The organism is Mesorhizobium sp. LSJC280B00 (genome assembly GCF_000502835.1).
Lineage (GTDB): Bacteria > Pseudomonadota > Alphaproteobacteria > Rhizobiales > Rhizobiaceae > Mesorhizobium.
The window spans coordinates 16,866-36,108 of sequence record NZ_AYVL01000047.1 but is presented as its reverse complement, the minus strand read 5'-3'; the positions used below and the strand labels follow the sequence as shown (position 1 = coordinate 36,108).

The window sequence follows — 19,243 nt, the reverse complement described above, 5'->3', positions numbered from 1 at the left end:
GGCACCGGTGATCATGTTCTTCACATAGTCGGCGTGGCCGGGGCAGTCGACATGGGCATAGTGGCGGTTGGCGGTCTCGTATTCGACGTGCGCCGTCGAAATGGTGATGCCGCGCGCCTTCTCTTCGGGCGCCGCATCGATCTGGTCGTAGCGCTTGTATTCGCCAAAATACTTGGTGATCGCCGCCGTCAGCGACGTCTTGCCATGGTCGACGTGACCAATCGTGCCAATGTTCACATGAGGCTTAGTGCGCTCGAATTTACCTTTTGCCATGTGATCTCTCCATTCCTGCCAGCCCGTGCGGGCCTTGAATTAAGTTACTGATGCAACTCGTTTCGAGTTACGCGTATTTCTTCTGGACTTCCTGGGCGACCGCGGTCGGGACCGGCTCGTAGTGGTCGAACTGCATCGTGTAGGCCGCGCGGCCCTGGCTCATCGAGCGAAGGTTGTCCACGTATTTGAACATGTTGGCGAGCGGCACCATCGCGTTGATGACCACAGCCACGCCACGGGCTTCCTGGCCCTGGATCTGGCCGCGACGGCCGTTCAGGTCGCCGATAACGCTGCCGACGTAATCTTCCGGCGTCACCACTTCGACCTTCATGATCGGCTCGAGCAACTGCACGCCAAGCTTGGGGGCTGCTTCACGGAAGCAGGCGCGGCCGGCGATTTCGAAGGCCAGAACCGACGAGTCCACGTCGTGGTAGGCGCCATCGATCAGCGTCGCCTTGACGCCGATCATCGGGAAGCCGGCGAACGGGCCCGAGGTCATGACGCTGTTGATGCCCTTTTCGACACCGGGGATGTATTCCTTCGGCACAGCGCCGCCGACGATCTTGGTTTCGAACTCGAATTCGCTGCTTTCCGGATTCGGCTCGAACAGTATCTTGACGCGGGCGAACTGGCCGGTACCGCCGGTCTGCTTCTTGTGCGTGTAGTCCTGCTCGTGCTTGCGGGTGATCGTCTCGCGGTAGGCCACCTGCGGCGCGCCGACATTGGCCTCGACCTTGAACTCGCGGCGCATGCGGTCGACGATGATGTCGAGGTGAAGCTCGCCCATGCCGGAAATGATCGTCTGGCCCGATTCCTCGTCGGTCTTGACGCGGAAGGACGGATCCTCGGCGGCCAGGCGGTGAAGGGCGAGACCCATCTTTTCCTGGTCGTTCTTGGTCTTCGGCTCGATGGCGATCTGGATGACCGGATCGGGGAATTCCATGCGCTCGAGGATGACCGGATGCAGCGGATCACTGAGCGTGTCGCCGGTGGTGGTGTCCTTGAGACCAGCGAGGGCGACGATGTCGCCGGCAAACGCCTCTTCCACGTCGGCGCGCGAATTCGCATGCATCTGCAACATGCGGCCGATGCGCTCTTTCTTGCCCTTCACGGTGTTGTCGACCGAGATGCCCTTGGTGAGCTTGCCCGAATAGATGCGGGCAAAGGTGAGCGAACCGACGAACGGGTCGTTCATGATCTTGAAGGCAAGCATCGACAGCGGCTCGTTGTCGTCTGCATGACGCTCGATCTCGGCGTCGGTCTTGGCGTCGACGCCCTTGATGGCCGGGACATCGGCCGGCGACGGCAGATATTCGACGACGGCGTCGAGCAGCGGCTGCACGCCCTTGTTCTTGAAGGCCGAGCCGCAGAACATCGGATAGAACTTCACCGCGATCGTGCCCTTGCGGATGAGCGCACGGATCTCGTCGTTGCTCGGCATCTTGCCTTCGAGGTAATTCTCGAGCGCCGTCTCGTCCATTTCGACGGCGGCCTCGATCATCTTCTCGCGGTATTCTTCGGCACGAGCCTTGAGGTCGGCAGGGATCTCGACGATGTCCCAGGCAGCGCCCAGCGTCTCGTCGCGCCAGACCAGCGCGTTCATCTCGACGAGGTCGACGACACCCTTGAACTCGGTCTCGGCGCCGATCGGCAGCTGCATGACGACGGCATGCGCACCTAGGCGCGAACCGATCATCTCGACCGAGCGGTAAAAGTCGGCGCCGATCTTGTCCATCTTGTTGCAGAAGATCATGCGCGGCACGCGGTACTTGTCAGCCTGACGCCAGACGGTTTCCGTCTGCGGCTCGACACCGGCATTGGCGTCGAGCAGCGCGATGGCGCCGTCAAGCACGCGCAGCGAACGCTCGACCTCAATGGTGAAGTCGACGTGGCCGGGGGTGTCGATGATGTTGAAGCGGTGCATCTTGCCGTCGCGACCCTTCCAGAAGGTCGTGGTCGCGGCGGACGTGATGGTAATGCCGCGCTCCTGCTCCTGCTCCATCCAATCCATGGTGGCAGCGCCGTCGTGGACTTCCCCGATCTTGTGCGACTTGCCCGTGTAATAGAGGACGCGCTCGGTGGTCGTCGTCTTGCCGGCGTCGATATGCGCCATGATACCGAAATTGCGGTAGTCTTCGATTTTATATTCGCGGGCCATGGGAGGTGCCTCTTCAGTCTCGTTCGCGCTTTACCAGCGGTAGTGCGCGAAAGCGCGGTTGGCTTCTGCCATCTTGTGGGTGTCTTCACGCTTCTTGACGGCGGTGCCGCGGTTGTTGGCCGCATCCATCAGCTCGCCGGAGAGGCGGTCGACCATAGTGGTCTCGTTGCGGTTGCGGGCGGCGGCGATCAGCCAGCGGATGGCCAATGCCTGACGGCGCTCGGGGCGCACGTCGACCGGAACCTGGTAGGTGGCGCCGCCGACGCGGCGCGAACGCACTTCCACATGCGGCGCGACATTGTCGAGCGCCTGATGGAAGACGGTGACCGGCTCCTGCTTGGTCTTGGACTGAACCTGGTCGAGCGCGCCGTAGACGATGGTCTCGGCAACCGACTTCTTGCCGTCATACATGACGGCGTTCATGAACTTGGTGACGATCAGATCGCCGAACTTCGGGTCCGGATTGATCTCACGCTTTTCTGCACTGTGACGACGGGACATTTTTTCTCTGCCTCAATTCTACGCGGTGGCCTGGATCCCGGATCGTCGCTTGACGCCGCCCGGAACGACCTTGGCTACGCTTCGGTCACTTCGGACGCTTGGCGCCGTATTTCGAACGGCGCTGCTTGCGGTTCTTCACGCCTTGCGTGTCGAGCACGCCGCGGATGATGTGGTAACGGACGCCCGGAAGATCCTTGACGCGACCGCCGCGGATCATCACCACCGAGTGCTCCTGAAGGTTGTGGCCTTCGCCGGGGATGTAACCGATCACCTCAAAACCATTGGTCAGGCGGATCTTGGCCACCTTGCGCAGCGCCGAGTTCGGCTTCTTCGGCGTCGTGGTGTAGACGCGCGTGCAGACGCCCCGCTTCTGCGGGTTCTGCTGCATGGCCGGGACCTTGTTGCGCTTCACCGGCGCAATGCGCGGCTTGCGGATCAGCTGGTTGACGGTAGGCATTAAACCCTCTTGTCTCTCAATTCCGTGTCTCGCCCGGTCAGGGCCGCTCAAAGCGTCATTTCCATACGCAAATTCGGGCCACAAACCGCGCCTCGCGGTCTTGCCCGAACAAATGGCAGAGGAAGCGGAAGCCGCTTCATGCACGCCGGAAATGTCTTTTCGCTCGTAAAACGAACCCTGTTTGAGGCAAACTCCAAAGCGTGTCGCTTCTGAAGCAAGAGCCTCACATCGGTTCTGACTGGGCGGCTTCTACTCGTATGACCACTGTCCGTCAACCCCGGAGCGGCAAATATTGCGCTGAACCCGAGGCGTGGCAGCCATGCGAAAAGCGCATGTAATTTTCTTGCGCCGTTTTTCAAGAGGAAGCCAGAAAGTGACCGGCTTGCGGCTGTTTCCAGGCCGTGCTTCGTGCGAAAAGGCGGCATGAGCACGCCCAAACCCCCTCGCCCGGAGGTACGAACCCGTGAATGACAATGAGGAGCGCCCGGTCACCATTATTACCGGCCGGGTGTGGAAGCGCAAAGGCGGCAAGCCGGAAGGCGTGCATGTGATGCTGGTCGCGCCGGACGACGATTCGGCGGTGCGCCGCGCTCTCGAATCGCTTGCCGCCGAAGGTTATGCCGAGGCCGAGCTCGATCAGATCGGCGACATGGACGGCGTGCCGGACGAGGAGCCGCATCTGTCCGCCTATCAGGGCGCGCTCGAAGGCGAAGTGTCGATCGTGACGTTCGATGTGCCGATCTGAAGAGATCTGAATCGCGGTCGATCTCACGGGCCGGCGACAAAGCCCGGCGACTTGCCCGGCACAAGTTCTCTGCTAAGAAGCGACCTCTGGCAAAACCAAGCACACTCAACCTGCGGAGCTCCCATGTCCTCTAATCCCATCAAGCTCGGCATCGTCGGCGTGGGGAAGATCGTCCGTGACCAGCATCTGCCGGCGCTGGCGAAGGACCAGGATTATCGCCTGGTTGCTGCAGCGAGCCGGCATGGCAAAGTGGAGGACATCCCGAACTTCCCGACGATCGAGGCGATGCTCGACGCAACGCCAGAGCTCAAGGCGGTGTCGCTGTGCATGCCGCCGCAGTTTCGTTACGACGCCGCGCGCTTGGCGCTCACGGCGAAAAAGCATGTCTTCCTGGAAAAGCCGCCCGGCGCCACGGTCAGCGAGGTCGAAGACCTGAAGACGCTGGCGACAGCGAACGGCGTCTGCCTGTTCGCCAGCTGGCACTCGCGCTATGCGCCAGCTGTCGAAGCTGCGCGCGCATTCCTTGGATCGACAACTATCAGGTCGGCCGCTATCAACTGGAAGGAAGACGTGCGCCGCTGGCATCCGAACCAGGAGTGGATCTGGGCTCCCGGCGGTTTTGGCGTCTTCGATCCCGGCATCAACGGGCTGTCGATCGCTACCCACATCCTGCCGCCGATGTTTATCAGCTCGGCAGAACTCGATTTCCCCGAAAACCGCGCGGCCCCGATCGCCGCCCATATCGCTTTCCGCACTTCGAACGGTCTGCCGGTGACGATGGAACTCGACTGGCGTCAGACCGGCCCGCAAAGCTGGGACATCCTGGCCGATACCGAGGCCGGATCGATGGTGCTTTCTGGCGGCGGCTCAAAGCTCGCCATCGATGGCCGCGTCGTTCACGAGGAGCCGGAAGCCGAATATCCGATGCTCTACAAGCGCTTCGCCGAGATCGTGCGCGCCGGCACCTCCGACGTCGATCTCGCGCCCCTGCAGCACGTCGCCGACGCCTTCATGCTGGGCAAGCGCAATGTGGTGGAAGCTTTTTTCGATTGACGAGTGGGCGCCGGCCGGATCGCAGGTCTGGTCGGCGCACCGCACAAAATCAATTGACGATCGCTATTGCAAAGCCGTCATAGCCCTTGGCGCCAACAGTCTGGATCGCGGTGCCTTCCAGACGCTTGTCGCTGCCGATGAACGAGAACGCCGCGCGTGCCCCTTCGACATTGGCGTCGCGACCATCTTCATTCACCACCGCGCCGTCACGGATGACATTGTCGCAGACGATGACGGTCCCCGGCCTCGAAAGACGCATGGCCCAGGACAGATAGTGCGGGTTGTTCGGCTTGTCGGCGTCGATGAAGATAAAGTCGAACGGCCCGGCATTCTCGGCGCCTAAGGCCGCAAGCGATTGAAGCGCCGGTCCGACCCGCAGTTCCACACGGTCAGACACCCCTGCCCGTTCAAAGTTCGACCGCGCGACACTGGCGTGGTGCGGATCAAGCTCGAGCGTCACGACCTTGCCGTCCATCGGCAATGCTCGCGCCATCCAGATTGTTGAGTAGCCGCCCAATGTGCCGATTTCGAGTACCTTCTTTGCTCCCTGCATTCGCGCAAGAAGTGAGAGCAGCTTGCCTTGTGCCGGGGAAACGTCGATAGGCGGCAGGCCCTGATCATGGTTGGCCGCCAGAACGGCATCAAGAGCGGGATCCGCCTCGAAAAGAGCTTCGACAATGTAGTCGTCGACAGAAGCCCAAATCTTCCTGCTCATCGTTTCTTCTCCGATCCGATTGAGGAACCAAAAATGCGAAAAGGGGCCACTTAGGCCCCTTTTCTATCTTCTCTTGCTTGCGCGCTTACTGCGCCGCGTTAACCATGTCGGTCAGCATCGGCTCGGCGACCTCGACGCCGGACGCCTTGCGGCGCTCGTCGATGATCAACTCGTCGCGCGAGGTGGCGATGCGCCGGATCTGGCTCATCGTACCGCCGGTACCGGCCGGGATCAGCCGGCCGACGATGACGTTTTCCTTCAGCCCCTGCAGCATGTCGGTCTTGCCGGCAACCGCAGCTTCGGTCAGCACCCTCGTCGTCTCCTGGAAGGAAGCGGCGGAGATGAAGGACGGCGTCTGCAGCGAGGCCTTGGTGATGCCGAGCAGCACCGGCTGGCCTTCGGCCGGCTTCTTGCCTTCCTCGACCAGGCGCTCATTGACCTCTTCCAGCTCAATCACGTCGACGTGGTCGCCCGGAATGTAGGTCGAATCGCCCTGCGTGGTGATCTCGACCTTCTGCAGCATCTGGCGAACGATCACCTCGATGTGCTTGTCGTTGATCGACACGCCCTGCAGTCGGTAGACCTCCTGGATTTCGTTGACGAGGTAGGAGGCAAGCGCCTCCACGCCCTTGATCGCCAGGATGTCGTGCGGCGCCGGATTGCCGTCGAGGATGTAGTCGCCCTTCTCGATGACGTCGCCGTCCTGGAGATGGAACGGCTTGCCCTTCGGGATCAGGTATTCGACCGGCTCAAGCGTCGAGTCATGCGGCTCGATGATGATGCGGCGCTTGTTCTTGTAGTCGCGGCCGAAGCGGATCGTGCCATCGATCTCGGCGATGATGGCGTGATCCTTCGGACGGCGTGCCTCGAACAGTTCGGCCACACGCGGCAGACCGCCGGTGATGTCCTTGGTCTTGGCGCTTTCCATCGGGATACGCGCCAGCACGTCGCCGGGGCGAACCTGTGCGCCCGGCTCGACCGAAAGAATGGCCTCGACCGAGAGCAGGAAGCGGGCGTCGCCGCCCTTCGACAGCTTGCCGACCTTGCCCTTGGCATCCTGGACGACGATCGCCGGCTTGAGGTCGTTGCCGCGTGGCGTCGAACGCCAGTCGATGACCTCGCGCTTGGTGATGCCGGTCGATTCGTCGGCGGTTTCCTGAACGGAAATGCCATCGACCAGATCCTCGAACGCTACCCTGCCCTCGATTTCGGTGAGGATCGGGCGGGTATAAGGATCCCACTCGGCGATACGCTGGCCGCGTTTCACCTTGTCGCCATCGTCGACGAAGATGCGCGAACCGTAGGTGACGCGGTGCGTGGCGCGTTCCTTGCCGGCCTCGTCGAGGATCAGCACCGCCATGTTGCGGCCCATGACCATCAGCTGGCCGTCGGAGTTGCGCACCACGTTGCGGTTGCGGATCTCGACCTTGCCCTCGTACGAGGCTTCAAGGAACGAGGAATCCACCACCTGCGCCGTGCCGCCCATGTGGAAGGTACGCATGGTGAGCTGGGTGCCCGGCTCGCCGATCGACTGCGCCGCGATGACGCCGACAGCCTCGCCCTGGTTGACGGGAGTGCCGCGGGCCAGATCGCGTCCGTAGCAGACCGCGCAGACGCCGACCCTGACCTCGCAGGTCAGCGCCGAACGGATGCGAACCGACTGCACGCCGGCCTTTTCGATCAGTTCCACGTCACGCTCGTCCATCAGCGTTCCGGCCTTGACCAGAACCTCGCCGGTGACCGGGTGGGTGATGTCGTCGAGCGAGGTGCGGCCGAGAACGCGCTGACCAACCGAAGCGACGACCTGACCGGCATCGACGATCGGCTGCATGGTGAGGCCCTTGTCGGTGCCGCAGTCGAGCGAGTTGACGATGCAGTCCTGTGCCACGTCGACAAGACGACGCGTCAGGTAACCCGAGTTCGCCGTCTTCAAGGCGGTGTCGGCCAGACCCTTGCGGGCGCCGTGGGTCGAGTTGAAGTACTCGAGCACGGTGAGGCCTTCCTTGAAGTTCGAGATGATCGGCGTCTCGATGATTTCACCGCTAGGCTTGGCCATCAGGCCGCGCATGCCGGCGAGCTGGCGCATCTGGGTGGGCGAGCCGCGCGCACCGGAGTGCGACATCATGTAAATCGAGTTCATCGGCTTCTGACGGCCGTTGTCCTCGAACTCGACCGCCTTGATGCGGGCCATCATTTCGTCGGCGACCTTTTCCGAGCACTTGGCCCAGGCGTCGACGACCTTGTTGTACTTCTCGCCCTGGGTGATCAGACCGTCATTGTACTGCTGCTCGTATTCCTTGGCCAAAGCCTCGGTGTCGGAGACCAGCTTGATCTTGGCGTCCGGGATCAGCATGTCGTCCTTGCCGAACGAAATGCCGGCACGGCAGGCGTGGCTGAAGCCGAGAGCCATGATGCGATCGCAGAAAATGACCGTCTCCTTCTGACCGCAATGGCGGTAGACGGTGTCGATCATCTTGGAGATGTTCTTCTTGGTCATCTCCTGGTTGGCGGTCTCGTAGGGCACGTTGTGGTTCTTCGGCAGCAGCTCGCCGATGATCATGCGGCCAGGCGTGGTGTCGTAGATCTTCGACACGACCTTGCCGTCGGCGTCGACCGTGCGGAAGCGCCCCTTGATCTTGGCATGCAGCGTCACCGCCTTGGTCTCGAGCGCGTGCTGGAGTTCGCCCATGTCGGCAAACACCATGCCCTCGCCCGGCTCGTTCTGATTGACGATCGAGAGATAGTAGAGACCGAGAACCATGTCCTGCGACGGCACGATGATCGGCGCACCGGAAGCCGGGTGCAGGATGTTGTTAGTCGACATCATCAGCACGCGGGCTTCGAGCTGCGCTTCCAGCGACAGCGGCACGTGGACCGCCATCTGGTCGCCGTCGAAATCGGCGTTGAAGGCGGTGCAGACCAGCGGGTGAAGCTGGATCGCCTTGCCTTCGATCAGGATCGGCTCGAACGCCTGGATGCCGAGGCGGTGCAGCGTCGGTGCGCGGTTCAGCAGCACCGGATGCTCGCGGATGACCTCGTCGAGGATATCCCAGACCTCCGGACGCTCCTTCTCGACCAGCTTCTTCGCCTGCTTGACGGTGGAGGAGTAGCCCTTGGCGTCGAGACGGGCGTAGATGAAGGGCTTGAACAGTTCGAGCGCCATCTTCTTCGGCAGGCCGCACTGGTGGAGCTTGAGCTCCGGACCGGTGACGATGACCGAGCGGCCGGAATAGTCGACGCGCTTGCCGAGCAGGTTCTGGCGGAACCGGCCCTGCTTGCCCTTCAGCATGTCGGACAGCGACTTCAGCGGACGCTTGTTGGCGCCGGTGATGACGCGGCCGCGGCGGCCGTTGTCGAACAGCGCATCGACGGCTTCCTGCAGCATGCGCTTTTCATTGCGCACGATGATGCCGGGCGCGCGCAGCTCGATCAGCCGCTTCAAGCGGTTGTTGCGGTTGATGACGCGGCGATAGAGGTCGTTCAGATCCGACGTGGCGAAACGGCCGCCGTCCAGCGGGACAAGCGGGCGCAGATCCGGCGGGATCACCGGAACCACCTTCATGATCATCCATTCCGGACGGTTGCCGGATTCCATGAAGTTCTCGACGACCTTGAGCCGCTTCAGGTACTTCTTCTGCTTGAGCTCGGAGGTGGTCGAAGCCAGCTCAGAACGCAGATCGCCGGCGATCTTCTCGAGGTCCATGCCGGCCAGAAGGTCGTGGATCGCCTCGGCGCCGATCATGGCGGTGAACGAATCCTCGCCATACTCGTCGACGGCCATCATGTACTCTTCCTCGCTGAGCAGCTGGTGCTCCTTCAGCGCGGTGAGGCCGGGTTCGGTAACGATGTAGTTCTCGAAGTAGAGGACCCGCTCGATGTCCTTCAGGGTCATGTCGAGCAGCGTGCCGATGCGCGACGGCAGCGACTTCAGGAACCAGATGTGGGCGACCGGCGCCGCCAGCTCGATATGGCCCATGCGCTCGCGGCGGACGCGCGACAGCGTGACTTCGACGCCGCACTTCTCGCAGATGACGCCCTTGTATTTCATGCGCTTGTACTTGCCGCACAGGCACTCATAGTCCTTGATCGGGCCAAAAATGCGCGCGCAGAACAGGCCGTCACGCTCCGGCTTGAAGGTGCGGTAGTTGATGGTCTCCGGCTTCTTGATCTCGCCGAACGACCAGGACAGAATCTTCTCAGGGCTGGCAAGCGAGATCCGGATGGAATCGAACACCTGCGCAGGCGCCTGGGGATTGAAGAGATTCATGACCTCTTGGTTCATGCCGTTCTCCTTTTCGGGGTCCTCGAAAACCCCTTGCATCTAGCGCGGGCCAAACGCCCGCCGACTTGATCGGCCATCGGCCGAAGAATTTGGGTGCGCCCCGGTCGCGAGAGCCCTCTCTCGCGACCGAGCGTCTTGCCTACTCGGCCGCGTCGGGCAGCCGGATCGGGTTGTCGTCGAGCTTGGTGTTCTCCAGCTCGACATTGAGGCCGAGAGACCGCATTTCCTTGACGAGAACGTTGAAGCTCTCGGGAATGCCGGCCTCGAAGGTGTCGTCGCCTCTGACGATCGCCTCGTAGACCTTGGTGCGGCCGGCGACGTCGTCCGACTTCACCGTCAGCATCTCCTGCAGCGTGTAGGCGGCGCCGTACGCTTCGAGCGCCCAGACCTCCATCTCGCCGAAGCGCTGGCCACCGAACTGCGCCTTGCCGCCCAGCGGCTGCTGGGTAACGAGCGAGTACGGCCCGATCGAACGCGCGTGGATCTTGTCGTCCACAAGGTGGTGAAGCTTGAGCATATATATGTAGCCCATCGTCACTTTGCGATCGAACGGCTCGCCGGTGCGCCCGTCATAGAGCTGCGACTGACCGCTGGTGTGCAGGCCCGCCTGCTCCAGCATGATGTTGATGTCGGCCTCGTGCGCGCCGTCGAACACCGGTGTCGCGATGGAGACGCCGCGGCGCATCTGCTCGCTGAGGCGAACGATGCTCTCGTCGTCATATTCGCGGACCGGCTCGTTGCGGTCGTTGGAAGGCATGAAGCTCTCGAGCGTCTTGCGCAGCGGCTTGATGTCGCCCGCCGTCTTGTACGCGTCGATCAGATCGCCGATTTTCCTGCCCATTCCGGCGCAAGCCCAGCCCAGATGCGTTTCCAGGATCTGGCCGACATTCATGCGCGACGGCACACCCAGCGGGTTAAGCACGATATCGGCATGCGTGCCGTCCTCGAGGAAAGGCATGTCCTCGACCGGAACGATCCGCGACACGACACCCTTGTTGCCGTGCCGGCCGGCCATCTTGTCGCCGGGCTGCATCTTGCGCTTCACGGCCACGAAGACCTTGACCATCTTCATGACGCCCGGAGGCATCTCGTCGCCGCGCTGCACCTTCTCGACCTTGTCCATGAAGCGCTGTTCGAGCGCCTTCTTGGAATCGTCGTACTGGCCACGCAGGGCTTCCAGTTCGCTCTGGAGCTTTTCGTTCTCCACGGCAAACTGCCACCACTGCGAACGCGGATACTCGTCGAGCGTGTCCTTCGACAGCTTCGAGCCTTTCTTGAAGCCCTTCGGCCCGGCAATCGCTTCCTTGCCGACGAGAACGTCGGAAAGACGCGAATAGACGTTGCGGTCGAGGATCGCCTGCTCGTCGTCGCGGTCCTTGGCGAGGCGTTCGATCTCCTCGCGCTCGATCGCCATGGCGCGCTCGTCCTTCTCGACGCCGTGGCGGTTGAAGACACGCACTTCGACGACGGTGCCGAAGGTTCCCGGAGGCATGCGCATCGAGGTGTCGCGCACGTCCGAGGCCTTTTCACCGAAGATGGCGCGCAGCAGCTTTTCTTCCGGCGTCATCGGGCTTTCGCCCTTCGGCGTGATCTTGCCGACCAGGATGTCGCCCGGCTGCACTTCCGCACCGATGTAGACGATGCCGGCCTCATCGAGGTTCTTCAGCGCTTCTTCCGAGACGTTGGGAATGTCGCGCGTGATCTCCTCCGGCCCCAGCTTGGTGTCGCGGGCCATGACTTCGAACTCCTCGATGTGGATCGAGGTGAAGACGTCGTCGGCGACGATGCGCTCGGACAGGAGGATGGAATCCTCGTAGTTGTAGCCGTTCCACGGCATGAACGCGACCAGCACGTTACGGCCGAGGGCCAGATCGCCGAGCTCGGTCGACGGGCCGTCGGCGATGATGTCGCCCTTGTTGACCCGGTCGCCCATGCGCACCAGCGGACGCTGGTTGATGCAGGTGTTCTGGTTCGAACGCTGGAACTTCATCAGCCGGTAGATGTCGACGCCGGACTTGCCGGGATCGAGATCTTCCGTGGCGCGGATGACGATACGCGTCGCGTCCACCTGGTCGACGATGCCGCCGCGGCGGGCGCCGATGGCGGCGCCCGAGTCACGGGCGACGATCGGCTCCATGCCGGTGCCGACGAACGGCGCTTCGGCGCGCACCAGCGGCACGGCCTGACGCTGCATGTTCGAGCCCATCAGCGCACGGTTGGCGTCATCGTTCTCGAGGAACGGGATCAGGGCCGCGGCCACCGACACCATCTGCTTCGGCGACACATCCATCAGATCAACGTTTTCGCGCGGCGCCATCATCACTTCGCCGGCGTTGCGGCAAATGACGAATTCGTCGACGAAATGACCATTCTTGTCGAGCTCGGCATTGGCCTGCGCGACGTGGTGCTTGGCCTCTTCCATAGCCGAGAGGTAAACGACCTCATTGGTCAGCTTGCCGTTGACGATCTTGCGGTACGGGCTCTCGATGAAGCCGTATTTGTTGACGCGCGCGAAGGTCGCAAGCGAGTTGATCAGGCCGATGTTCGGGCCTTCCGGCGTCTCGATCGGGCAGATGCGGCCGTAATGCGTCGGGTGCACGTCGCGCACTTCGAAACCGGCACGCTCGCGGGTCAGACCGCCCGGTCCAAGCGCCGAAAGACGGCGCTTGTGGGTGATCTCCGAAAGCGGGTTGGTCTGATCCATAAACTGCGACAGCTGCGAGGAACCGAAGAACTCGCGCACGGCGGCAGCCGCCGGCTTGGCGTTGATCAGGTCCTGCGGCATCACCGTGTCGATCTCGATCGAGGACATGCGTTCCTTGATCGCGCGCTCCATGCGCAGCAGGCCGACGCGGTACTGGTTCTCCATCAGCTCGCCGACCGAGCGCACGCGGCGATTGCCGAGATTGTCGATGTCGTCGATCTCGCCCTTGCCGTCGCGCAGTTCGACCAGCGTCTTGACCACGGCCAGGATGTCGTCCTTGCGCAGCACGCGCACGGTGTCCTCGGCCTTGAGCTCGAGGCGCATGTTCATCTTGACGCGGCCGACGGCCGAAAGATCATAGCGCTCGCTGTCGAAGAACAGCGAGTTGAACATGGCTTCGGCGGTCTCGAGCGTCGGCGGCTCGCCGGGGCGCATGACGCGGTAGATGTCGAACAGTGCGTCCTGGCGGCTCTCGTTCTTGTCGACGTTGAGCGTGTTGCGGATGTAGGCGCCGACGTTGACGTGGTCGATGTCGAGGACCTTGATCTCATCGTCACCGGTGCCAAGCAGCACTTTCAGCGTCTTTTCGTCGATCTCGTCACCGGCTTCGAGGAAGATCTCGCCGGTCGCGTAGTTGACAATATCCTCGGCAAGGTAGTTGCCGAGCAGATCCTCGTCGGTCGCCTTGATCGCCTTGAGACCCTTTTCGCCAAGTGCCCTGGCCTGGCGGGCGGTGATCTTCTTGCCGGCCTCGACGACGACTTCGCCGGTGTCGGCGTCGACCAGGTCACCAACGGCCTTGAGGCCGCGGAAACGCTCGACGTTGAACGGGATGCGCCAATGGTCGCCGGCGCGCTTGTAGGTGATCTTGTTGTAGAAGGTCGACAGGATCTCTTCGCCGTCCATGCCGAGCGCCATCAGCAGCGACGTCACCGGAATCTTGCGGCGGCGATCGATGCGGGCATGCACGACGTCCTTGCTATCGAACTCGATGTCGAGCCACGAACCGCGATAGGGAATGACGCGCGCGGCAAACAGAAGCTTGCCGGACGAGTGCGACTTGCCCTTGTCATGGTCGAAGAAGACGCCTGGCGAACGGTGCATCTGCGAGACGATGACGCGCTCGGTGCCGTTGACGATGAAGGTGCCGTTCAAGGTCATGAGCGGCATGTCGCCCATGTAGACGTCCTGCTCCTTGATGTCCTTGATCGACTTGGCGCCGGTATCCTCGTCGATATCGAACACGATGAGGCGCAGCGTCACCTTGAGCGGCGCCGCATAGGTCAGGTCGCGCTGCCGGCATTCGTCAACGTCGAATTTCGGTCCCTCGAACTCATACTTCACGAATTCCAGCATCGAGGAGCCGGAAAAATCGGAAATTGGGAAGACCGACTTGAAAACTGCTTGCAGTCCCTCGTCAGGACGCCCACCCTTGGGCTCCTCCACCATCAGGAACTGGTCATAGGATGCCTTCTGAACCTCGATCAGGTTCGGCATCTCCGCAACTTCCGGGATCTTTCCGAAAAACTTGCGTACGCGTCTGCGGCCATTGAAAGTCTGGGTCTGGGCCATCGTCGCTCCTTAGCTCAATTCTCGGGACGAGCCTCGCCGCGGCTCGCCTTGCATCTCGGGCCACCTTGGCGGCCCTGTCTTGTTGCCCGCCGCCTGTCGGCGGCTTCTTGTCTTTTCACCCGCCGCCAATTGGCGGCGGGCCAGAAACGGGAGAAAACCCGTTTCCTGAAGGCCGGTTTGCGGCCCTCAGGAAAGAGGTTTTCGCACTCTTCGCGTTACGCAGCCTCCCTTCGACGCGAAAGGAGTGGCGGACGGCGCGACGCCGTCCGCCGGTACTCAACGCTTACTTCAGTTCGACCTTGGCGCCGGCTGCTTCCAGCTGGGCCTTGAACTTGTCCGCGTCGGCCTTGGAAACGGCTTCCTTGACCGGCTTCGGAGCCGCCTCGACCAGGTCCTTGGCTTCCTTGAGGCCAAGACCGGTGATGGCGCGAACTTCCTTGATGACGTTGATCTTCTGAGCGCCTGCCTCGGTGAGGACGACGTCGAATTCCGTCTTTTCCTCGACCGGAGCAGCAGCGGCCGCAGCGCCGCCGGCAGCGGCAACCGCCACCGGAGCAGCGGCGGAAACGCCCCACTTTTCTTCAAGAAGCTTCGACAGCTCGGCCGCCTCGAGGACGGTTAGCTTCGAAAGGTCGTCTACGATCTTTGCCAGATCAGCCATTGCAATGTTCCTTCATAAGGTTCGAACGTGTGTTTGTGATAGCGAGGAACGGCCTCATGCCGCCTCGTCCTTCCGGGCGTAAGCGCCGATGACGCGCGCGACCGAAGCCGCAGGCGCATTGACGATCTGGGCGATCCGGGTTGCCGGCGTGGCGATCATGCCAACCAGCCTGGCGCGCAGCTCATCGAGCGACGGAAGTGTGGCGAGTGCCTTCACACCGTCGGCATTGAGCGAGGTGGTACCCATTGCGCCGCCGAGAATGACGAGCTTGTCATTTCCCTTGGCGAAATCGGACGCGACCTTCGGCGCCGCAATCGGATCCTCCGAATAGGCGATCAGCGTCTGTCCCTTGAACAGCTCGATGATCGATGCGGAGTCCGTGCCCTGAAGAGCGATTTTGGCGAGACGGTTCTTCGCGACTTTGACGGTGCCACCGGCGGCGCGCATTTTCGACCGAAGGTCGTTCATTTGCGCGACGGTGATACCGGCGTAGTGGGCCACGACGACTGAACCAGCGCTTGAGAACGCATCATTCAGGCCCGTGACGAGTTCGCGTTTTTCCGCTCTGTCCACTGCCTATCTCCAGTTGACCCCTGCCCTCTACGAAGGACAGGCGTCGGGTTGCCTTTTGCCGGCCGGGCCATCCAGTAACGGATCTCCCGAACGACGCTCGAGGATCCTGCCCCCTTTCGCCACACCTGCCGGCAAGCCGGACGGTGCGCAGACAAAAGGCAAACACGGTTCGAACCTTTCATTGGAGCTTGTGGCTCCTTTGTCCGGTCTTCACCCGTCTCATGCAGGCCCACATGAATTAAGGCCCACATCACCTAAGGCTTGGGGGCCGCCTGCAATCTCGGACAGGATGTCCGGAAGCCTTTCGACTTCCGGTACCGGGCCGCCGACAGGTCGGAGGCCCGGAATTCTTTCACGGATCAGCGTTTTAGCGGCCGATCCAATTGTTCGTATCAGGACGCTGCGAGCGTCGAGACGTCGAGCTTGAGGCCCGGGCCCATCGTCGAGGTGACCGACACCTTCTTGACGTAGTTGCCCTTGGCACCAGCCGGCTTTGCCCTGGTCACCGCGTCAGCGAAGGCGCGGACGTTTTCTTCCAGCGCCTTGACGTCGAACGAGACCTTGCCGACGCCGGCGTGAACGATGCCGGCCTTCTCGACGCGGAACTCGACGGCGCCGCCCTTCGATGCCTTGACGGCGGCGGTAACGTCGGTGGTGACGGTGCCGACCTTCGGGTTCGGCATCATGCCGCGCGGACCGAGCACCTTGCCGAGACGGCCGACCAGCGGCATCATGTCCGGCGTGGCGATGCAGCGGTCGAAGTCGATCGTGCCCTTCTGGACGATGTCGACCAGATCCTCGGCTCCGACGATGTCGGCGCCGGCGGCCTTGGCCTCCTCGGCCTTGTCGCCACGCGCGAACACGGCGACGCGAACGCTGCGGCCGGTGCCGTTCGGCAGGTTGACCACGCCGCGGACCATCTGGTCGGCATGGCGCGGGTCGACGCCGAGGTTCATCGCGACTTCGATCGTCTCGTCGAACTTCACCGAGGAGCGATCCTTGAGCAGCTTCAGCGCCTCACCCAAAGCATAAGCCTTGTTGGGATCGATGCCTTCGCGGGTCTTCGATACACGCTTTGCAATCTTTGCCATGATCTCAGCCCACCACTTCCAGACCCATCGAGCGGGCGGAGCCCTCGACCATGCGCATGGCCGCCTCGACGTCGTTTGCGTTCAGATCCTTCATCTTCTGCTCGGCGATGGCGCGCACCTTGTCGCGGCCGATCGTGCCAGCCTTGACCTTGCCCGGCTCCTTCGAGCCCGACTTCAGGTTGGCAGCCTTCTTCAGGAAGTAGCTCACCGGCGGCGTCTTCATGACGAAGGTGAACGACTTGTCCTGGTAGTAGGTGATGACGACCGGAACCGGCGAGCCCTTTTCCATTTCCTGGGTCTGCGCGTTGAACGCCTTGCAGAACTCCATGATGTTGATGCCACGCTGACCAAGCGCCGGGCCGATCGGGGGCGACGGCGTGGCCGATCCCGCGGAAACCTGGAGCTTGAGCTGGCCTGCAATTTTCTTAGCCATCTCTCTTCCTGCCTTTTCTCATGCCGGTCTTGCCGGCGGTTGCAGTCTGGTGGTGCGGTCCGCGCGGCCGGCTAAAGCCGCATTCGCCTCCCACCCGTTTTTGGCCGCGCGATCTCCGCGCCGCCTTCCCTGCCGCCGAAACCGGTGCAGGGATTTCGGATCAGCCCTTCTCGACCTGTCCGAATTCCAGATCGACCGGCACGGCGCGCCCGAAGATCGAAACTTCCACCTTGAGCCGCGCCCGCTCTTCGTCCACTTCCTGGACGAAACCGTTGAACGACGCGAATGGTCCATCCGAAACGCGGATCGCTTCGCCGATCTCGAACGTCACCGACGGCTTCGGCCGCTCGACGCCTTCCTGAACCTGGTTCAGGATACGCTGGGCTTCGGCTTCGGTGATCGGCACCGGCTTGGAGTCGCCCAGGAAACCGGTGACCTTCGGCGTGTTCTTGACGAGCGAGAACACGGCATCGGTCAGATTGGCTTTCAGCAGCACATAGCCCGGAAAGAACTTGCGCTCGGCATCGACCTTGCGGCCGCGGCGGATCTCGACGACCTTCTCGGTCGGCACCACGATCTGCTCGATGTCGGCGGACAGGCCCTTCTGCTTGGCCTTGTTCTCAATGTCCTCGGCAACCTTCTTTTCAAAGTTCGAGTAGGCGTGGACGATGTACCACCGCGCGGTCATTTCAAGACTTCTCCGTAATCGCCGGACTTACTGTCCGAGGCCGAGGATTTTTTCGACCGCAAAGCCCATGGCCACGTCTGCGGTAAAGAAAAAGATCATCGCGATGACCGCGAACACAAGGACCATCACCGTCGAGATCATCGTTTCGCGCCGCGACGGCCAAGTGACCTTGGCGGTCTCCGCGCGAACCTGCTGGAGAAAGGTGAAAGGATTTGTGGTTTTCGAAGCCATATGCCGCTCTGTCTGCAAGACCCGTTGGCCGGGTCTCCTGGATGATCCCGCTGGCCGGGACGTGCCGCTTGAGCGTGCGTTCGCGCCGAATCAGCGCAATCATTTCGCCCATGCAAATCAGACGCGTAAAGCCGGCTTCCCAGCTCCACGCGTCGCGTGTCTGTTTCGTCTACATAAAACCGATTCTTGATCCACGCAAGTGGCAAGTGTCCGCTCTATGCCCAAACGCCGCCTCGGAACCATCCAGTCGTTCCGTCCCGGCTATGCGGCCCTTATGCCGCAACTTATGCTATATGGCAAGTCACAAGCCGGTTTTCAAAGGCCGCACTGCAAAAGAATCGTTTTTAGGTATCCATTCAAAGAATGGCACGGGCAGCAGGGCTCGAACCTACGACCTGCGGTTTTGGAGACCGCCGCTCTACCAACTGAGCTATGCCCGTATGCGCATGTCGGCGCAGCAGGCGCTTCCTAAAAGCTTCCGCGCGCTCTGTAAAGAGCGACGTGCGCTACCCGGCCTTCATCTTCGAAAGTCCAGGCGTCCTCCCGGCCATTTCCCGTCGATCCGTTGATTGCTGACGATCAAGCCGACCCAGGGACGCACGATTTTCGGGTCGGTCAGATTGATATATTTTCCGACCAGCCCTTTCGCACCCTGCCGCCGCGCATCGATGAGCCCCTTGCGCACGCCATCATGCCAATCGAACAGCAGGTAAACCCTCTCTCCCGCCGTCTTCACCTCGCCCCGGCCGGACTTCCATTTATCCTCGGTATCGCCCGGGATCGTGGGATCGGCACCGCCGTTCCATCGGCTGGACCAGCTGCCTTCGACGGTGTCGTTGCGGTCGCGGTCGCTTTCGGTGCCCGATGCCTCGGCATTTTCATCGCTTGGAGTTCCCTCCAGTTTCACGCCGGCGGCGAACGCCGACACCTCCTCGTCGTCGGGAGTGGGGACGTCCATGACGCCAAACGGATTTCGGATTCCGCGGTTGCTGTCAGAATTTGCTTTGCTGTCCGATCCCATCGCAGGCCTCCGGTTTTTCAGCGCGGCCTCCGCCGGCCACGGTGGCCTCAAACCGTTCCAGCCTGGCGGACCGAACCATTCACCG

16 protein-coding genes and 1 tRNA gene are annotated in these 19,243 nt (G+C 62.1%); 2 read left to right on the top strand and 15 right to left on the bottom strand.

What is annotated here, in order from left to right; all coding sequences use genetic code 11:
* The 4 genes from X773_RS71360 to rpsL all read right to left on the bottom strand — a co-directional run.
* Positions 1-273: GTP-binding protein (locus X773_RS71360; protein WP_023680449.1), on the bottom strand; the 273-nt coding region annotated here is incomplete at its 3' end.
* Positions 274-340: 67 nt separating this feature from the next.
* Positions 341-2,431 (bottom strand): elongation factor G, encoded by a 2,091-nt coding sequence (gene fusA, locus X773_RS71355; RefSeq protein ID WP_023680448.1) that lies wholly within the window; start codon positions 2,429-2,431, stop codon positions 341-343.
* A gap of 30 nt (positions 2,432-2,461) precedes the next feature.
* Complete coding sequence (gene rpsG, locus X773_RS71350) at positions 2,462-2,932, bottom strand: 30S ribosomal protein S7 (protein WP_008875664.1); 471 nt, start codon at positions 2,930-2,932, stop codon at positions 2,462-2,464.
* An 85-nt stretch (positions 2,933-3,017) separates the two neighbouring features.
* Positions 3,018-3,389 carry a 30S ribosomal protein S12 gene (gene rpsL / locus X773_RS71345; protein WP_006333356.1) on the bottom strand — a complete coding sequence of 124 codons (372 nt, stop codon included), beginning with the start codon at positions 3,387-3,389 and terminating at the stop codon, positions 3,018-3,020.
* 463 nt (positions 3,390-3,852) lie between these two features.
* Here rpsL and X773_RS71340 point away from each other — a divergent pair, with 463 nt between their 5' ends.
* On the top strand, positions 3,853-4,134 hold the full coding sequence (locus tag X773_RS71340) for a transcriptional regulator (protein ID WP_023680447.1): 282 nt from the start codon (positions 3,853-3,855) through the stop codon (positions 4,132-4,134).
* A gap of 123 nt (positions 4,135-4,257) precedes the next feature.
* Positions 4,258-5,187, top strand: a complete 930-nt coding sequence (locus X773_RS71335; RefSeq protein ID WP_023680446.1) for a Gfo/Idh/MocA family oxidoreductase — start codon at positions 4,258-4,260, stop codon at positions 5,185-5,187.
* Between the two features lie 49 nt (positions 5,188-5,236).
* Here the strand turns inward: X773_RS71335 and X773_RS71330 are convergent, their stop codons facing one another.
* The 11 genes from X773_RS71330 to X773_RS71280 all read right to left on the bottom strand — a co-directional run bounded on the left by X773_RS71330 (position 5,237) and on the right by X773_RS71280 (position 19,158).
* Complete coding sequence (locus X773_RS71330; RefSeq protein ID WP_023680445.1) at positions 5,237-5,902, bottom strand: O-methyltransferase; 666 nt, start codon at positions 5,900-5,902, stop codon at positions 5,237-5,239.
* Positions 5,903-5,987: 85 nt separating this feature from the next.
* On the bottom strand, positions 5,988-10,184 hold the full coding sequence (rpoC, locus tag X773_RS71325) for a DNA-directed RNA polymerase subunit beta' (protein ID WP_023680444.1): 4,197 nt from the start codon (positions 10,182-10,184) through the stop codon (positions 5,988-5,990).
* 139 nt (positions 10,185-10,323) lie between these two features.
* On the bottom strand, positions 10,324-14,460 hold the full coding sequence (rpoB, locus tag X773_RS71320; protein WP_023680443.1) for a DNA-directed RNA polymerase subunit beta: 4,137 nt from the start codon (positions 14,458-14,460) through the stop codon (positions 10,324-10,326).
* 283 nt (positions 14,461-14,743) lie between these two features.
* On the bottom strand, positions 14,744-15,121 hold the full coding sequence (gene rplL / locus X773_RS71315) for a 50S ribosomal protein L7/L12 (protein WP_023680442.1): 378 nt from the start codon (positions 15,119-15,121) through the stop codon (positions 14,744-14,746).
* A gap of 54 nt (positions 15,122-15,175) precedes the next feature.
* Entirely contained in the window at positions 15,176-15,694 is a 519-nt protein-coding gene (gene rplJ / locus X773_RS71310) for a 50S ribosomal protein L10 (protein ID WP_008875657.1), read from the bottom strand.
* Positions 15,695-16,086: 392 nt separating this feature from the next.
* Entirely contained in the window at positions 16,087-16,785 is a 699-nt protein-coding gene (rplA, locus tag X773_RS71305) for a 50S ribosomal protein L1 (protein ID WP_023680441.1), read from the bottom strand.
* A 4-nt stretch (positions 16,786-16,789) separates the two neighbouring features.
* Positions 16,790-17,218, bottom strand: a complete 429-nt coding sequence (gene rplK / locus X773_RS71300; protein WP_023680440.1) for a 50S ribosomal protein L11 — start codon at positions 17,216-17,218, stop codon at positions 16,790-16,792.
* Positions 17,219-17,378: 160 nt separating this feature from the next.
* Positions 17,379-17,906, bottom strand: coding sequence for a transcription termination/antitermination protein NusG (nusG, locus tag X773_RS71295; RefSeq protein ID WP_006333333.1), 528 nt, complete (start codon positions 17,904-17,906; stop codon positions 17,379-17,381).
* Between the two features lie 27 nt (positions 17,907-17,933).
* The gene (gene secE / locus X773_RS71290) at positions 17,934-18,137 is read right to left on the bottom strand and encodes a preprotein translocase subunit SecE (protein WP_023680439.1); all 204 of its coding nucleotides are present in this window, start codon (positions 18,135-18,137) and stop codon (positions 17,934-17,936) included.
* Positions 18,138-18,501: 364 nt separating this feature from the next.
* A tRNA-Trp gene (locus X773_RS71285) sits at positions 18,502-18,577 on the bottom strand.
* Between the two features lie 77 nt (positions 18,578-18,654).
* Entirely contained in the window at positions 18,655-19,158 is a 504-nt protein-coding gene (locus tag X773_RS71280; protein ID WP_031213131.1) for a hypothetical protein, read from the bottom strand.
* Between the last annotated feature and the right edge of the window lie 85 nt (positions 19,159-19,243).

Coding starts and splice junctions, on each gene's coding strand:
- fusA (WP_023680448.1), bottom strand. CDS start 2,431: ATGGCCCGCGAATATAAAATCGAAGACTACCGCAATTTCGGTATCATG.
- rpsG (WP_008875664.1), bottom strand. CDS start 2,932: ATGTCCCGTCGTCACAGTGCAGAAAAGCGTGAGATCAATCCGGACCCG.
- rpsL (WP_006333356.1), bottom strand. CDS start 3,389: ATGCCTACCGTCAACCAGCTGATCCGCAAGCCGCGCATTGCGCCGGTG.
- X773_RS71335 (WP_023680446.1), top strand. CDS start 4,258: ATGTCCTCTAATCCCATCAAGCTCGGCATCGTCGGCGTGGGGAAGATC.
- X773_RS71330 (WP_023680445.1), bottom strand. CDS start 5,902: ATGAGCAGGAAGATTTGGGCTTCTGTCGACGACTACATTGTCGAAGCT.
- rpoC (WP_023680444.1), bottom strand. CDS start 10,184: ATGAACCAAGAGGTCATGAATCTCTTCAATCCCCAGGCGCCTGCGCAG.
- rpoB (WP_023680443.1), bottom strand. CDS start 14,460: ATGGCCCAGACCCAGACTTTCAATGGCCGCAGACGCGTACGCAAGTTT.
- rplL (WP_023680442.1), bottom strand. CDS start 15,121: ATGGCTGATCTGGCAAAGATCGTAGACGACCTTTCGAAGCTAACCGTC.
- rplA (WP_023680441.1), bottom strand. CDS start 16,785: ATGGCAAAGATTGCAAAGCGTGTATCGAAGACCCGCGAAGGCATCGAT.
- rplK (WP_023680440.1), bottom strand. CDS start 17,218: ATGGCTAAGAAAATTGCAGGCCAGCTCAAGCTCCAGGTTTCCGCGGGA.
- nusG (WP_006333333.1), bottom strand. CDS start 17,906: ATGACCGCGCGGTGGTACATCGTCCACGCCTACTCGAACTTTGAAAAG.
- secE (WP_023680439.1), bottom strand. CDS start 18,137: ATGGCTTCGAAAACCACAAATCCTTTCACCTTTCTCCAGCAGGTTCGC.
- X773_RS71280 (WP_031213131.1), bottom strand. CDS start 19,158: ATGGGATCGGACAGCAAAGCAAATTCTGACAGCAACCGCGGAATCCGA.